The organism is Ruegeria sp. K11 (assembly GCF_056531905.1).
Map to the genome: position 1 here is coordinate 1 of NZ_JBQFMP010000029.1, position 15,732 is coordinate 15,732.

Genomic DNA, 15,732 nt, shown 5'->3' on the forward strand with positions numbered 1-15,732 from the left:
GAAGCCGAAGCCGAAGCCGAAGCCGAAGCCGAAGCCGAAGCCGAAGCCGAAGCCGAAGCCGAAGCCGAAGCCGAAGCCGAAGCCGAAGCCGAAGCCGTTGATCAGGTTACGCCTGTCGAAGAGCAGGCCCGCGCAGAAGAGAAGGTGATCGAACGCACCGTCGAAAAACGCGGCGGGTTTGTGCCCGCATTGATTGGCGGCGTGCTGGCAGCCGGGATCGGCTTCGTGGTGGGCAATGGCGGATTGACCCCCGCAGCGTCCGACAGTTCGGATGCGGTTGCCGCGCTTGAGGCGAAGCTGGCGGATCAGTCGGATCAGATTGCCAAGCTGGCAAGCGAATTGGCGAACAGCCCTGATGTCGCAGGCCTCTCGGACCAGATCAAAGCGCTATCCGACAAGTTGTCCCCGGTTGAAAGCGACCTGAGCGCAGTGAAGTCCAGTGTCGATGCCCTTGCCGGGCAGGTGACCCCTTTGGGTGACAGACTGTCAGAACTCGAGAAACGGCCGATCGAAGCCAATGTTTCGGCCGAAGCCACCGCGGCCTTTGAGGCTGAATTGAAAAAATTGCAGGACTCGCTGGTTGCCCAGCGCAGCGAAGTCGAAAAGATGGTCTCGGACGCGCAGGCGCTTGAGGCCAAAGCCTCGGCTGAGGCGCAGGCCGCCACAAATGCGGCGATCCTGTCGCGACTTCATGGACAACTGGAAGCAGGCCAGCCTTATGAGGCGCTCGTCGGAGAATTGACAGCGGGCGGCGTTGAAGTTCCAGACGCACTTTCGGCGTCGGCGGCGGATGGGGTCGAAACACTCGCGTCCCTTCGTAGCAGTTTTACGCCTGCGGCCCGCGCGGCGCTGGCGGATGCGCGCGAAGCCGATAAGGGAACCGGTGTGATTGCCTTTTTGCAACGTCAGACCGGCGCGCGTTCGGTGACGCCGCAGGATGGGGATGACCCGGATGCGGTTCTGTCTCGGGCGCAGGCAGCTTTGGCGGATGGGGATGTCGCAACGGCACTGAATGAATTGAAATCTCTGCCCGAAGCGGCCCAGACAGCGCTGGCCGATTGGGCACAAGCGGCACAAACCCGGCTTGCTGCGGTCGATGCTGCAAACACGCTTGCTTCAAGCCTGAACTCGAACTGAAGGACCTGCCATGCTGTGGTCATTGTTAAAGATCCTTGTTTTTGTTGCGATTATCGGTCTGCTGGCCATTGGCGCGGGGTTCCTTATGGAATCGTCGGGCGGGGTGCAAGTCACCGTTGCTGGCACCGAATACACGCTTGGGCCGCTGCAATCAGTGATCGCGCTGGGCGTGCTGGTTTTTGCCGTCTGGTTGTTCTTCAAGCTGCTGACCCTGCTGATCGCGACGCTGAAATTCCTCAATGGTGACGAGACCGCCCTGTCGCGGTATTTCGACCGAAGCCGGGAACAGCGCGGATATCAGGCGCTGTCGGACGGGCTGATGGCGCTTGCATCGGGTGAGGGGCGTATTGCGATGACCAAGGCGGCCAAGGCCGAAAAGCTGCTGAACAAGCCTGAACTGACCAATCTGCTGGTGGCGCAAGCCGCCGAGATGAACGGCGATACCAGAAAAGCATCCGAAACATATAAGAAGCTGGTCACCAGCAACGCGACCCGGTTTGTTGGGGTGCGCGGTATCATGAAACAGAAACTGGCCGAGGGTGATGATGATACAGCCCGGAAACTGGCCGAAAAAGCGCTGGCAATCAAACCGCGCCACCAAGAGACGCAGGATATCCTGCTGGGCCTCCAGACCAAGGCACAGGACTGGACCGGTGCGCGGTCGACCCTGACGTCGAAGCTGAAGGCGGGGCATCTGCCGCGGGATGTTTTCAAGCGGCGTGATGCAGTTCTGGCCTTGTCCGAGGCAAAGGACATTCTGGACGACAGCGCAACTGTCGCGCAGCAGGAACATGCCATAGAAGCAAACCGCCTGTCTCCGGATCTGGTGCCTGCCGCGGCCATGGCGGCGCGGGCCTATATCGAAAAGGGCAAACCGCGCGCGGCAACCAAGATCCTCAAGAAAGCGTGGGAGGTGCAGCCGCATCCTGATCTGGCACATGCCTTTGCCGAGATTGCTCCGAACGAAACCCCTGATGCGCGGATCAAGCGGTTTTCCGCGCTGACACGCATCCATCCGGAAAATATGGAAACCCGCCTGATATTGGCCGAGTTGAACATCGTGGCCGAAGATTTCCCCGAAGCCCGTCGTGCGCTGGGCGATGTGGTTGAAAAGCAAGGCGACGCGCGCGCATATACGCTGATGGCAGCGATCGAGCGGGGCGAGGGCGGTTCGGATGCGGTGGTTCAGGGATGGCTCGCCAAGGCGCTGAATGCACCGCGTGGCCCGCAATGGGTGTGCGACAATTGCCATGACATCCAGGCCGAATGGGCCCCTGTCTGCCAGAATTGCGGTAGTTTCGACACGCTCAGTTGGCAAACTCCGCAAACGCCCGAGATCGCAACGGCAACCGGCGTCCACATGCTGCCGCTGATCGTTGGCGCATTGGAAGACAATACCGAAGATGAGGATGACAAGGCCGAGGACAGCGCAGAAGCCGAAGTTATCGAAGTGGAAGCCGAACCGGTTCAGGCCGACGTCGAACCCGTGGTGGAGAAACAGGCCTAGCGCCTGTTTCACTTCATCAGCGATCACGCCTGACGCTGGGATGCGGCAGCAACTGCCGATTGTCCAAGTCATATCCGTTTGCTAACGTCGCCCGTGCGTCGGGGAGGGCGTGCAGACCAAAATGCTGGACTACTCGCATAACGCCTGGCTTGTGGCGGCTTCCTTGGCCGTGGCGCTGATGGCCGGGTTCACTGGCCTTTATCTGACGCATGGCGCGTCCAAGCTGGACGACCAGCGGCGTAAAGTCACTGTGGCACTGGCGGCTGTCATTCTGGGCGGCGGCATCTGGTCGATGCATTTTGTCGCGATGCTGGGGCTGCAGCTTCCGATCCTGTTCTACTATGACGCGCTGATCACCCTGATATCGGCTTTGGTTGCGATCCTGATGGTCGGGCTTGCGCTGTTGCTGCTGCATTTCCGCCCACGCTCGATGCAGACCATTGTTGGCGCCGGGGTCATCGTCGGGCTGGGCATCGTGGTGATGCATTATGTCGGCATGGCCGGTATGGAGCTATGTCGCCCCGTCTACACCGTATGGGATGTAGCGATTTCGACCGTTGCGTCAGTGGTGCTGTCAGTGTTGGCGATCTGGGTCGCATATGACAACCGCACCCAGCGCAACATCCTGTTGGGCACGGCCTGTTTCGGTTTGGCGGTGTTCACCATGCATTTTGTCGCCACCGGCCTGACCGATTTCGTCGCAAGCGATGCCGCTGGCGGCGCAGGTCCCGCGCTGAACAATCAGGTGCTGGCGATGGGCGTGACCGTTGCCGTGTTTCTGATCTGCGGGGCATTCCTGCTGACTGGGGTCAGCTTCATCGAACCCAACCCCACCCCCGCCACACCCGCCCCCATGCTGATGCCTGAACCGGAACCCGTCTTACGGGCCGGCGTTCCGTTTGAGCGCGAAGGGCAAACGTTTTTTGCCGAACCCTCTGGCATTGCCGCGATCCGGGCTGAAGGACATTACACCATCCTCTACATGGATGCCGAGAAACTCTTTTGCCCCTGGTCGATCACCGAGGCTGAGGCGCGCCTGTCTGGCGAGGGCTTCTTGCGCGCGCATCGCAGCTATCTGGTGAACCCCAGACATGTCTCGCGTTTTGAGAGGCACAAGGACAATGGCACCTGTTATTTCGATGGTGTAGACGCGTTGATCAAGGTCCCGGTCAGCCGATCTCGTCTGACGGTTATCCGCGACGCTTTGGGTCTTTGATCGCATCTCGTGCAGCCCATTCGCATTTCGTGAAACAAGCTGCGCGCCCCGTTTCCGCTGGCTGGAATGGCTGATCTCCGCATTCTTTGCTGACTGCAGGTCCCCCAAGGCACACCGCCCGGACCCAGGGAGGAAACATATGATACCAGCCGGTTTTGAGTATCACCGGCCAGGCGATATCGCTTCGGCCATCGGCATTCTGCAGGAACACGGAGACGAGGCGCGCGTGATCGCAGGCGGGCACAGCCTGATCCCGATGATGAAGCTGCGCATGGCCGAGATGGGCCATTTGGTCGACCTTCAGGCCATTGAGGAATTGAAAGGCATCGAGGTCGGGTCCGATACCGTGACCCTTGGCGCCATGGTGACACAGCACGAATTGATCACTCACGAAGGTCTTGCCTCGGCCATCCCGTTAATCCGCGAGGCGGCGTTGCAGATCGCGGACCCGCAGGTGCGCTATGTGGGCACCGTTGGCGGCAATGTGGCCAATGGGGATCCGGGCAATGACATGCCGGGGCTGATGCAGTGCCTGAACGCGACGTTTGACCTGTCCGGTCCCGACGGGTCACGCAGTGTCGCCGCGCGTGAGTTTTATGAGGCGGCGTATTTCACCGCTCGCGAGGATGAGGAAATCCTGACCCGGATTTCGATCCCGGTTCCGGGTGCCGGTGTCGGTCAGGCCTATGAAAAGCAAAAGCGCAAGATCGGCGATTATGCCACCGCCGCCGCCGCCGTGATGGTTGGCAACGGTACGGCATCGGTTGCGATGACCAACCTGGCCGACACGCCGGTCTGGTCCGAAGGGGCTAGCGCGGCTCTGGCCGATGGCGACGTGAACGGCTGCGTTGCTGCGATGCTGGATGCGATTGAGCCCGTCGCCGACAACCGCGGACCTGTCGAATTCAAGAAACACGTGGCCGCCGTGATGCTGCGCCGCGCCATCGACCGCGCGCAAAGCCGCGCGGGTTGAGGGGAGGATAAAATGTCGAAAATGCACGTCAAACTCACCGTGAACGGCAAGGAGGTCGAAGGTCTGGCCGAGCCGCGCACGCTGCTGATCCACTTTCTGCGGGAAGATCTGAAAATCACCGGTCCTCATATCGGCTGCGAGACCAGCCATTGTGGCGCTTGCACCGTGGATATCGATGGCAAGTCCGTCAAATCCTGCACCACCTTCGTGGCGCAGGTGAACGGGGCCGATGTCACCACTGTCGAAGGGCTGACCAACGACGATGGCAGCCTTGGTGTGTTGCAGGAGATGTTCCGCGAACATCACGGGCTGCAATGCGGCTTCTGCACACCGGGCATGATCACCCGCGCGCATCGCTTGCTGCAGGAGAACCCGAATCCGACCGAGGAAGACATCCGTTTCGGAATGGCCGGAAACCTGTGCCGCTGCACCGGGTACCAGAATATCGTCAAGGCGATCTCGGCTTCGGCTGACATGCTGAACGCCCAGAAGGAGGCTGCGGAATGAACGATCAGACTCTGACCCCCGAAGAACGCGCCGCCAACCTCAAAGGCATGGGCAGCTCGCGCAAACGCGTCGAGGATGTGCGCTTTACCCAAGGCAAGGGCAACTATGTCGACGACATCAAGCTGGACGGGATGCTGTTCGGCGACTTTGTGCGCTCCCCATACGCACATGCCCGCGTTGTCAGCGTGAACAAAGAGGCCGCCTTGGCGATGCCCGGTGTGATCGCCGTTCTGACCGCCGAAGACCTGTCTCCGCTGGGCCTACATTGGATGCCAACATTGGCGGGTGACAAGCAGATGGTTTTGGCCGACGGCAAAGTGCTGTTCCAGGGCCAGGAGGTTGCCTTTGTCGTCGCTGAGGATCGGTATATCGCGGCGGATGCTGCGGAACTGGTTGAGGTTGAATACGAAGAACTGCCGGTTCTGACCGACCCGTTCGAGGCGCTGAAATCCGATGTCGTCCTGCGCGAAGACCTTGAAGGCCAGACCGAAGGCGCGCACGGGCCGCGCAAGCATCACAACCATATCTTCACATGGGAACAGGGCGACAAGGACGCAACCGAGGCTATTCTGGCCGAGGCCGATGTCGTGGCCGAAGAGATGGTGTACTACCACCGCACCCACCCCTGCCCGCTGGAGACCTGCGGGTCGGTGGCCAGCATGGACAAGGTGACGGGCAAGCTGACGCTATACGGCACGTTCCAAGCCCCGCACGCGATCCGGACGGTTGTGTCGCTGATCTCTGGCATCGCCGAGCACAATATCCGCGTGATCAGTCCCGATATCGGCGGCGGGTTTGGCAACAAGGTGGGGGCTTATGCGGGCTATGTCTGCTCGGTCGTGGCCTCGATTGTCACCGGCAAGCCGGTGAAATGGGTCGAGGACCGGATGGAGAATCTGATGTCCACCGCCTTTGCCCGCGATTACTGGATGCAGGGCAAGATTGCCGCCACCAAAGACGGCAAGATCACTGGCCTGTGGTGTCATACCACTGCCGACCATGGCGGCTTTGACGCCTGCGCCGACCCGACCAAGTTCCCGGCGGGGTTCATGAACATCTGCACGGGGTCATATGACATCCCGACCGCTTATCTGGCGGTGGATGGGGTTTATACCAATAAAGCTCCGGGCGGGGTGGCCTATCGCTGTTCCTTCCGCGTGACCGAGGCGGCCTATTTCATCGAGCGCATGATCGAGGTTCTGGCCATCAAGCTGAACATGGACGCGGCTGAGCTGCGCCGGATCAACTTCATCAAGGCCGATCAGTTCCCCTATCAGTCTGCGTTGGGCTGGGAATATGACTCGGGCGATTATCATACCGCTTGGGACAAGGCGCTGAAGGCCGTGGACTATGACGGTCTGCGGGCCGAACAGGCGCAGAGGGTCGAGGACTTCAAGGCCGGCAAAACCCGCAAGCTGATTGGCATTGGTCTGACGCATTTCACGGAAATCGTTGGCGCCGGGCCAGTGAAGAACTGTGATATCCTAGGGCTAGGGATGTTCGACAGCTGTGAAATCCGCATCCATCCGACCGGGTCCGCCATTGCTCGGCTGGGCACAATCTCTCAGGGTCAGGGCCATGCCACGACCTTTGCGCAGATCATCGCCAGTGAGATCGGGTTGCCTGCCGATGACATCACGCTGGAGGAAGGCGACACCGACACCGCGCCTTATGGTCTGGGGACTTACGGGTCTCGGTCCACGCCTGTGGCCGGAGCGGCAACGGCGATGGCTGCGCGTAAAATCCGCGCCAAGGCGCAGATGATTGCCGCATATCTGCTCGAGGTCCACGACGACGATGTCGAGTGGGATGTGGATCGGTTCGCGGTCAAAGGCGCGCCCGAGCGGTTCAAGACGATGAAGGAAATCGCCTTTGCCGCCTACAATCAGGCGATCCCGGGGCTGGAACCAGGTCTGGAGGCGGTCAGCTATTACGACCCGCCGAACATGACCTATCCGTTCGGGGCCTATATCTGCGTCATGGAGATCGACGTGGATACCGGCGAGTGGGACGTTCGGAAATTCTATGCGCTAGACGATTGTGGCACCCGGATCAACCCGATGATCATCGACGGGCAGGTTCATGGCGGCGTGACCGAGGCCTTGGCCATCGCGATGGGGCAGGAGATTGCCTATGACGAGATGGGCAATGTGAAGACCGGTACGCTTATGGACTTCTTCCTGCCGACCGCGTGGGAGACGCCGAACTATATCACCGACTATACGGTGACCCCGTCCCCGCACCATCCGATTGGTGCGAAAGGTGTGGGTGAGAGCCCAAATGTCGGGGGCGTGCCCTGTTTCTCGAACGCGGTGCATGATGCGTTTCGGCCGTTTGGGTTGGTGCAGAGTCATATGCCGCATGACCATTGGCGGATTTGGAAGATTGCCAATGGGTTGGGGATGCATGGGTGAATGGGTTCGGACCGGGTTAGGCCGGTCCGACGGAAGCAAGGGGGCTCTGCCCCCTTGGACCCCCCGGATATTTTTAGCCAGATGAAGAATGGATCCTGGTTTTGACTTTGAATGACGTGCAAAACGGGTTGGTCGCGCAGGGCTATGTTGCCGATGATCGGTTGGCGATGGCGTTGCATTTGGCGCGGGCTTTGGGACGGCCTTTGCTGCTGGAGGGGCCGGCCGGGGTTGGCAAGACCGAGGTGGCAAAGGCGATGGCTGCTTGGCTTGAGGCGCGGTTGATCCGGTTGCAATGTTACGAAGGGTTGGATGCCAGCCACGCGATCTATGAGTGGAATTATCAGCGGCAGTTGTTGGCAATTCGGGCGGGAGAGACGGATGGCGGCGTTGGGGAGGCGCAGTTGTTTTCCGATACATATCTGCTGAAACGCCCTTTGTTAGAGGCTATTTCACAGGATACGCCTCCGGTTTTGCTGATTGACGAGATTGATCGGGCCGATGAGGAGTTTGAAGCTTATTTGCTGGAAATCTTGTCCGACTTTCAGATCACCATCCCCGAGCTTGGGACGGTTGAGGCGAAGGCGCGACCGATTGTGATCCTGACTGCCAACGGGACGCGGGATTTGTCAGACGCTTTGCGGCGGCGGTGTCTCTACAGTTTTCTGGACTATCCCTCGAAAGAGACCGAAATGGCGATCCTGCGCGCAAGGATGCCTGAGGTTGAGGCGCTTTTGGCGCGGCAGATCATTGGAGTTGTTCAGGCGCTGCGTAAAGAGGACCTTGAGAAAGTGCCGGGCATCGCCGAGATGTTGGATTGGGCGGCTGCGCTGTCCGGGTTGGGTGTCAACGATCTGGCGCAAGCGCGGGCGGAGGTTCAGGCGACTCTGGTCTGCCTGCTAAAAACCGCTGCTGACTATGACGCCGCGCCGCCCGAGGTCATGGACCGCCTGATCGGAAAGGTGGCGTGATGCAGGTGACGCGTTTTCCTTCTCGGTCCGAAGGTATTGCCGACCGGATGTCGGGGTTCATGGCGCATTTGCGTATGAACGGGCTGCGCGTGGGCGTGCGCGAAACCGAAGATGCGCTGGCCGCTTTGTCCAAGGTCGAAGCAACAGACGTGGCTCAGGCAAGGCAGGCCTTGTGTGCTTTGTTGGCCGGGGATGCCGAGGACTGGCGGCAGTTTGACGCGTTGTTCGACGCCTATTGGTTCAACGCGGGCAAGCAGCGCAGCGGCATGGCGCAGAGCGCATATGTGCGGGTGCAATCGGCCAAGCCGATGATCTGGCAGGGGCAAGAGCAGCCAGAACAGGACACGCAGACAGATTCAGATCAGGCAGTCACCACTCCTGATCCGGGCGACGGGGAGGCCGAAGGGATGGACGGGAAGCTTATCGCGACCCGCATGGCCAACCTGTCGCGCCGGGACTTGCGGGAGTTGATGGATGAACAGTCTCTAAAACAGGCAGAAAGGACGGCCGAGCGTTTGGCGGGTGCCATTCGGGATCGGCGGTCGCGGCGTAGAAAACGCGCCTTGCGCGGCCCCGCGCTGGACATGCGGCGCATTCAACGGGCCAGTCTGGCGCGCGGGGGCGAGCCGTTGGACCTCTACCGTCGCGCCCGTCCTCCGCGTCCGATGCGGATCGTGGCCTTGTGTGATGTCAGCGGATCGATGACGGTCTATTCCCGCGTCTTTCTGGCCTTTCTCAAAGGACTGATCGGCAGCGGGACCGAGGCGGATGCTTATCTGTTCCACACGCGCCTGATGCGGGTGACGGACGCGCTGCGCGATCACGACTCGATCCGAGCCGCCGGTCGGCTCTCGCTGATGGCCGAAGGCTTTGGCGGTGGCACCGACATTTCGGGAAGCCTTGAGAGTTTCCTGAACGGCTATGGCGCGCGGGCGCTGAACGGGCGGACCATCGTGCTGATCCTGTCGGATGGCTATTGCAGTTCCGATCCGCAAGCGCTGGGCAATGTGCTGGCGCGTATTCGGCGCAAAGCCCGGCGGATCGTCTGGCTGAACCCGCTGAAAGGGTGGCAGTCCTACGAACCTGTGGCTGCGGCGATCCGGGCGGCTGAACCTCATCTGGATGCGCATTTGCCAGCCAACACACTGGACGCACTGGCGGCGCTTGAACCGCAATTCCGGAAATTGTGAAAGGAGCACTCATGCCTGGATTTGACATATTTGACAGGATCGAAACGCTCCGCAAAGAAGGTGAAGCATTTTGTGTGGCAACGGTACTGCGCACGGCGGATGCCACCTCGGCCAAGGCGGGGGCAAAGGCGGCGGTGACCTCTGATGGCACGATTGTCGGGCACCTGGGCGGGGCGTGCGTTCAGCGTGCTGTGCGCAGTTCGGCGGTGCAGGCATTGGCCAGTGGGGCTCCGCAGATGATCCGTGTGAAACCCTCGGACAAGGTGGTGGCCATGACGGACCCGGATGGCGTGCAAACCTTCAAAAGCGGTTGCCCGTCCGGGGGAACGGTCGATTTGCTGGTCGAACCCTACCAGAACGCACCGCGGCTGGTGATTTTTGGGGAAACGCCGATCGCGTCTGCGTTGGCTGCACATGGCGCAATGATGGGACTGCGTGTTTGCGTGTCTGGCGAGATCGGAGACGTTGACTATACTGTGTTTGACCCCGATGACTTGCAGGCTTTGGGTATCGAGCCGCGTGATTTTGTTGTGGTCGCATCGCAGGGTCATGGGGATGGTGCGGCGTTGGCCTCTGCCTTGAACTCGGCCGCGCGGCGGGTGTCGATGGTCGCAAGTCAGCGCAAAGCGCAGATTCTGTGTGACAAACTGGTGGCGCAGGGCATGAACCCGGCCCGAACACAGGCGTTGAAAGCCCCGGCAGGATTGCACATCCACGCGGTTGATCCGCATGAGATCGCGCTGTCGATTCTGGCCGAGATCGTGAAATGGCGAAATACAGACCGATCCGAGGAGCAAGCCGATGATGAAAAAATGGCGTGACAGGTTGCGGGCATTCTGGCCTGCGCCCCGCAAGATGACGACGCAGGAGGCAACCGACGAGGCGTTGCGCGTATATCCCAGATGTTGTTGAACAAAGGACTGACCCAATGGAACTAAGTGACGAAATCCGCATTGCCGCCCCGCGCGACGTTGTCTACCGCGCGCTCAATGACGCCGAGGTTCTGCGCGAATGTATCCCGGGATGCGAGGAACTGACCCAGACAGAGCAGGATCAGCTGGCCGCCAAGGTGGTTCTGAAAATTGGACCGGTCAAAGCGCGATTTGCCGGTGAGGTGACACTGGATACCTCGAACGCGCCAAACGGGTTTTCATTGAAGGGAGAAGGCAAAGGAGGTGCCGCAGGGTTTGCAAAAGGCGGCGCAGATGTCTCCTTGACCGAAGACGGGTCCGAAACTGTTTTGGCTTATACCGCAAAAGTTGATGTTGGCGGCAAGATTGCACAATTGGGCAGTCGGCTGATTGCGGGCACGGCCAAGAAACTGTCCGGCAAGTTCTTTACGCGCTTTGGCGAGATCGTTGCCGAACAGCAGGTTCCATGATCCGACACGCCCCTCAGACCCTGTTCTGAGGGGCGTATTGGCACGTTCAGTCTTAGGCAAATTCAAAGCGTGTCACTTGTTTGGAAACCTGACCGGGGTAAAGGGCCGCGTTGGGAAAACCGGGGTGGTTTGGTGCATCCGGCCACAGTTGCGGTTCTATCGCGAGGCCGGCGAAGTTGCCGTATCGTCGCCCCTCCAGCCCGTCGCGGCACGAGGTATCCAGTTGGGCTGCCGTGTAAATCTGAAGTCCCGGTTCAGTTGTGTGGACCGTCATGCGCAGACCTGACCGAGAACTTTGCAGGCTGGCAACGGGGCGCAGGTCACACCGGGCGGAAGCAAGACAGAAATTGTGATCCAACTCTTGCTTGCCGATGGGTCGCGCTGCTCTGAAATCACACGCACCTGTTTTGACGGGCAACTGCGTTCCGGTGGGGATCAGCTCATCGTCCGTTTGCAGATAGGTTTCTGCATTGATCTTCAAGCTGTGGTTCGTGATATCCGGGCCACCATCAAGATTGAAATAGCTATGTGGGGCAAAACTGCACAGGCTCGGGCTGGTGCAGGTTGCGCAAATGGTCACCTGCAGCGTCCTATCCTGTACGATTTCGTATTTGGTACGGACAGTCAGATGGCCGGAAAAACCCATATGGCCGTCAGGCATCTCAAGCGACAGCTCGACAGATTGCGTGTTAACCTTTTCTATGTGCCAGACCTGGTGGCTGCTGCCTTGGATACCGCCGTGCAACGTATGCCGGTCCAGAAAATTGTGCTGGGTCTGGAATTCCTGATCATCAATCCAATAACGACCATGGGCGATCCGGTTGGCGAACCGACCAACGATGGCGCCGAAATACGTGTCGCTTGTCAGGTAGCCATTCAAATCCTCCCACCCCAGAACCAAAGGATGAGCGGTTCCGGACCATCGCAGGTCCTGAACGGTGGCCCCGTAGGTCAGGATGGCCGCGCGCAGGTTCCGGCCTGTCAGTTCGATCCGCTGGATCGGCGTTCCGTCGGCAGTATGGCCAAAGGGGCTGATGTTACTTGCCACGACCGGATTCCCGTCTCAGACGCCTTGACCGAACATTTTATAAAGTTCGATGGTTGTCTTGACGCCAACCTTCTGCTGAATGCGGCCCCGGTGAATTTCGACGGTTCTGGGGCTGATCCCAAGTTCCGCCGCGATCTCTTTGCTTGAGGTCCGTTCGGGATGGGTGAGGATATGTTGCAGAACCTCTTCCTCGCGTTCGGTCAAGCGCCCCCGTTTTTCCGCCAATGCGTCGGCGCGTGATTTTTCATCCCGCAAGTGTGCACCTATGTCTTGCGCAGCTTTTATGCGTTCGATCAGAACCGTCAGATCAAAGGGTTTTTCCAGAAAATCTATTGCCCCGGCCTTGGTGGCGCGCACAGATTCCGGAATGCCACCATGGCCCGAAATGAAAATGATCGGAATGGTCGAGTTCCGGCCCATCAGATGATCTTGCAGTTCCAGCCCGTCCATGCCGGGCATGCCATAATCCAGTATCAGGCACCCCTCGGCATCGTCACGCACCGAGTCCAGAAACGTCTGTGCATCGGCAAAGTGATGCACCTCCATGCCGCGTTTGGTCAAAGACCGCGACAGCGCAACACGCACGTCGTCGTCATCATCCACAATGAACACGGTCGGAGGGGTGGCCGTCATTCTTCTTCCTCATCAAAGGCGCTGCGTCTGAGCGTAAAGAAAAACCGGGCGCTGCCGTCTTCGGTAGGCTCGTACCGGATTTCTCCGCCATTGGCTTTGACGATGGTTCGGCAGATGGACAAACCCAGCCCCATGCCATCGGTTTTTTGGGTGTCGAAAGTATTGAACAGGGTGACAGTAGGATCGACACCGGGGCCGTTATCCTCGACCCGGACCTCGACCATATCCGCGGTGATTTGGGTCGAAATAGTGACTCGGCCTGTGTCTGACGGGTGACGCGCCAGCGCGTCGATGGCATTGCGCAGCAGATTGACCAGCACCTGTGCAATCTGCGTCCGGTTGCCGATGACCGGGGGCAGCGCGGTCTCGGCATATTGCAGTTTGATATCATGCAGCTTGGCCTCCGCCTCCATCAGAGTGACGGTTTGCCGGATCAACCCGTTCAGCTCGAACGGAGTCTGGCGCCCGCGATCTTTGCGGACCACGTCGCGCAGAGCCCGGATGATATCCCCCGCACGGCGCGATTGGCGGTCGATATCGCTGAGGATCTGGTTCAGATCAGGGTCCGGGTCGCCGATTTCCTCAAGCGTGATCTTGGCGGCATCCACATTGTATGAAATCGCGCTGAGCGGCTGGTTCAGCTCATGCGCCAGCCCCGAGGCCATCTCGCCCATCAGGTTCACCCGCGCCACATGCGACAGATCCCGGCTGAGGCGGCTGGCTTCATCCTCGGCCTGTTTGCGATCGCTGACATCGTCGACAATGGCAACGGCATGGTCAGGCACACCCTTTTCGTCGCGGATCAGGATCGCGTTCACCCGCAGCCATATGGTCGAGCCGTCTTTGCGGACAAACGGAGTTTCTGCGATGAATTCGGAGTCCTGCAGCAACGTTTCGCGGAACTTCACCGCGATCTGCTGGCCATCATCGGGCAATGTCTCGGCCAGCGTCATGTTCTCTAATTCACCGGGCTGATAGCCCATGATATCGCAAAGCTGTTCGTTCACCCGCTGGAACCGCCCGGTTTCGGGCGAAATCTGTGCCATCCCGCGCGAGGCCAGATCGAATGTGCGACCATAAGCGGTTTCGAACCGCTGCCTTTGCCGCACCTCCTGCGCCAGCGCGGCACCGCTGTCTTCAAGCTCGCGATAGGGGCTGTGCACGCCTTCGTCAGGGGTGATCTCGCCGCTGGACAGGCGCTGTGTCTGGCTGGCGAAGCTGCGGACCGGGGCATAGATGCGGTCGGCCAGCGCCAGGCCAACAGCACCGGTCAAGATGGCGATGGACAGCGCGATCCAGATGCCCTGCACCCGGTTCTTCTTGATTTCGCCGATGAAATTGTCTTCGGCGGCATAAAGCCCGATCAACCAATTCAAGCCGGGTTCAGACACGTCGATCAACATGGCGACATAGTCCTGACCATCCAGCTCGAAATCGGTATGAACGGGGCCTTCGACCCCGGCGTTGTCTCCGTGCACCAATGCGCTAAAGGCCTGACGTGCCAATGCGTCGTTGATCTGGTCCACCATCGGCAGTTCCGGATTGTCGAAATCCGCATCCTGATCGATCAGCACCAATGTCGGATGCGCCAGAACCGAGCCATCCTCGTTCAGCACCAGTGCCGCGCCGCGCCGTTCCGACCAGATATCCAGCAGAAATCCCGACAGCGCATCGATCTGGATGTCGATGCCCAGAATGGCGCGGATTTCGCCGGCATCGTCCAACACCGGCACGCCATAGGTGATGCCCGGCTGACGGGTGGTGTAAAAGATATAGGGCTGCGTCCAAATGGGAGCTTTCTCGGCATCGACCATTCTGAACCACGGGCGGGTGCGGGCCTCGTACGTGTCGGTCTGGGTCTCGGCGGTGTCCAGCAGGGTAAAGTGGTCGTTGCGCCATTGAAAATCCGCCGGATGTTCGGTGATCTCGGGGGCAAAGGGCGGGATGACCTTGGTGCGGTAACGACCGGGTTCCTCAGTCCGCATCACATAGACGAACCGCCCGGTTTCATCGGCCAGATAAATCCCCGCCAGCTGCGGAGCGACCTGCAATTGCTGGAAAAAATGGCTTTCCAGCGCAGCGGTATCGTTGATGTCCAGCACATCGTTTTCTGCCAGCCGCCGCGTGGCATCCAGCACCTGCCGTGCCGGGTTCAGAAAGTTTTTGACCTGACCGATGACATTGACACTGACCTCGTTCAGCGAAATGCGCGACTGCCGCAAAAGCGCGTTTTCCGAGCTGACAAAGGTCGACAATGTCACCGACAGCACCGCCACAAATTGCAACCCCGCCAGACACAGGGCCAGCGTCGCGCGCAGCGACCTGCGCCTGCGGGCGGGTTCGGCCTGATCCCGGCGGAAATCCTGTTGCGCTGTGCTGTCCAATCTTCAGTCCAGATGGTGGTTGCGGTTAGGCTCGGGCCATGATGCCCGTGCCCTTGCCCCCAAGCCTATACGTAAACTACCGTATAGACACGCACCGATTGGTTTCGCTTTCATAATTCGCATCTGGGTGGCTGATTCCAAAACCGCGTTTTGGGTCGATCAGGCATTCCCATAAGGATCAAAAAAGACTGACAACAGGAGTGTCAAAGTGCTCAATAAATCTTCAATCACAGCGGCTGTAACTGCCGCCTTTCTAGCGCCTGCGGCTTATGCTGAGGAGTTTATCACGATTGGGACGGGTGGTGTAACGGGTGTTTATTATCCGACGGGTGGTGCGATTTGCCGTTTGGTGAACAAGGGCCGGAAGGAGCACG

13 protein-coding genes are annotated in these 15,732 nt (G+C 59.7%); 10 read left to right on the plus strand and 3 right to left on the minus strand.

The features are described 5' to 3' along the window. From ACR0K4_RS22480 to ACR0K4_RS22525, 10 genes are all read left to right on the plus strand, one after another. A partial coding sequence (locus tag ACR0K4_RS22480) for a COG4223 family protein (RefSeq protein ID WP_480855853.1) occupies window positions 1–1,137 on the plus strand: 1,137 nt, incomplete at its 5' end. A gap of 10 nt (window positions 1,138–1,147) precedes the next feature. Further along, window positions 1,148–2,644, plus strand: coding sequence for a heme biosynthesis HemY N-terminal domain-containing protein (locus ACR0K4_RS22485; RefSeq protein ID WP_480855854.1), 1,497 nt, complete (start codon window positions 1,148–1,150; stop codon window positions 2,642–2,644). Window positions 2,645–2,765: 121 nt separating this feature from the next. Then, the gene (locus tag ACR0K4_RS22490; protein ID WP_480855864.1) at window positions 2,766–3,860 is read left to right on the plus strand and encodes an MHYT domain-containing protein; all 1,095 of its coding nucleotides are present in this window, start codon (window positions 2,766–2,768) and stop codon (window positions 3,858–3,860) included. Between the two features lie 139 nt (window positions 3,861–3,999). Then, window positions 4,000–4,833 (plus strand): FAD binding domain-containing protein, encoded by an 834-nt coding sequence (locus tag ACR0K4_RS22495; RefSeq protein WP_480855855.1) that lies wholly within the window; start codon window positions 4,000–4,002, stop codon window positions 4,831–4,833. Window positions 4,834–4,845: 12 nt separating this feature from the next. Next, window positions 4,846–5,340: a (2Fe-2S)-binding protein gene (locus ACR0K4_RS22500; RefSeq protein ID WP_353008421.1), complete on the plus strand. Its 495-nt coding sequence runs from the start codon at window positions 4,846–4,848 to the stop codon at window positions 5,338–5,340. Beyond that, a complete protein-coding gene (locus ACR0K4_RS22505) occupies window positions 5,337–7,754 on the plus strand; it encodes an aerobic carbon-monoxide dehydrogenase large subunit (RefSeq protein WP_480855856.1) in 2,418 nt (805 codons plus the stop codon). The genes ACR0K4_RS22500 and ACR0K4_RS22505 overlap by 4 nt, the downstream gene beginning before the upstream one ends. A 101-nt stretch (window positions 7,755–7,855) precedes the next feature. Further along, entirely contained in the window at window positions 7,856–8,722 is an 867-nt protein-coding gene (locus ACR0K4_RS22510) for an AAA family ATPase (protein ID WP_480855857.1), read from the plus strand. Further along, window positions 8,722–9,912: a vWA domain-containing protein gene (locus ACR0K4_RS22515; RefSeq protein ID WP_480855858.1), complete on the plus strand. Its 1,191-nt coding sequence runs from the start codon at window positions 8,722–8,724 to the stop codon at window positions 9,910–9,912. Before ACR0K4_RS22510 ends, ACR0K4_RS22515 begins: the two co-directional genes overlap by 1 nt. An 11-nt stretch (window positions 9,913–9,923) precedes the next feature. After that, window positions 9,924–10,733 (plus strand): XdhC family protein, encoded by an 810-nt coding sequence (locus ACR0K4_RS22520; RefSeq protein WP_480855859.1) that lies wholly within the window; start codon window positions 9,924–9,926, stop codon window positions 10,731–10,733. 107 nt (window positions 10,734–10,840) lie between these two features. Beyond that, the gene (locus ACR0K4_RS22525) at window positions 10,841–11,293 is read left to right on the plus strand and encodes an SRPBCC family protein (RefSeq protein WP_480855860.1); all 453 of its coding nucleotides are present in this window, start codon (window positions 10,841–10,843) and stop codon (window positions 11,291–11,293) included. A gap of 52 nt (window positions 11,294–11,345) precedes the next feature. On the opposite strand, the gene ACR0K4_RS22530 is transcribed toward ACR0K4_RS22525, so the two are convergent. The 3 genes from ACR0K4_RS22530 to ACR0K4_RS22540 are packed head-to-tail and all read right to left on the minus strand — an operon-like array spanning window position 11,346 to window position 15,358. After that, entirely contained in the window at window positions 11,346–12,341 is a 996-nt protein-coding gene (locus tag ACR0K4_RS22530; protein ID WP_480855861.1) for an aldose epimerase family protein, read from the minus strand. A 15-nt stretch (window positions 12,342–12,356) separates the two neighbouring features. Beyond that, window positions 12,357–12,974: a response regulator transcription factor gene (locus ACR0K4_RS22535; RefSeq protein WP_480855862.1), complete on the minus strand. Its 618-nt coding sequence runs from the start codon at window positions 12,972–12,974 to the stop codon at window positions 12,357–12,359. After that, on the minus strand, window positions 12,971–15,358 hold the full coding sequence (locus ACR0K4_RS22540) for a sensor histidine kinase (RefSeq protein WP_480855863.1): 2,388 nt from the start codon (window positions 15,356–15,358) through the stop codon (window positions 12,971–12,973). The genes ACR0K4_RS22535 and ACR0K4_RS22540 overlap by 4 nt, the downstream gene beginning before the upstream one ends. Window positions 15,359–15,732: the final 374 nt, after the last annotated feature.

Coding starts and splice junctions, on each gene's coding strand:
- ACR0K4_RS22490 (WP_480855864.1), top strand. CDS start 2,766: ATGCTGGACTACTCGCATAACGCCTGGCTTGTGGCGGCTTCCTTGGCC.
- ACR0K4_RS22500 (WP_353008421.1), top strand. CDS start 4,846: ATGTCGAAAATGCACGTCAAACTCACCGTGAACGGCAAGGAGGTCGAA.
- ACR0K4_RS22535 (WP_480855862.1), bottom strand. CDS start 12,974: ATGACGGCCACCCCTCCGACCGTGTTCATTGTGGATGATGACGACGAC.
- ACR0K4_RS22515 (WP_480855858.1), top strand. CDS start 8,722: ATGCAGGTGACGCGTTTTCCTTCTCGGTCCGAAGGTATTGCCGACCGG.
- ACR0K4_RS22485 (WP_480855854.1), top strand. CDS start 1,148: ATGCTGTGGTCATTGTTAAAGATCCTTGTTTTTGTTGCGATTATCGGT.
- ACR0K4_RS22525 (WP_480855860.1), top strand. CDS start 10,841: ATGGAACTAAGTGACGAAATCCGCATTGCCGCCCCGCGCGACGTTGTC.
- ACR0K4_RS22520 (WP_480855859.1), top strand. CDS start 9,924: ATGCCTGGATTTGACATATTTGACAGGATCGAAACGCTCCGCAAAGAA.
- ACR0K4_RS22495 (WP_480855855.1), top strand. CDS start 4,000: ATGATACCAGCCGGTTTTGAGTATCACCGGCCAGGCGATATCGCTTCG.
- ACR0K4_RS22505 (WP_480855856.1), top strand. CDS start 5,337: ATGAACGATCAGACTCTGACCCCCGAAGAACGCGCCGCCAACCTCAAA.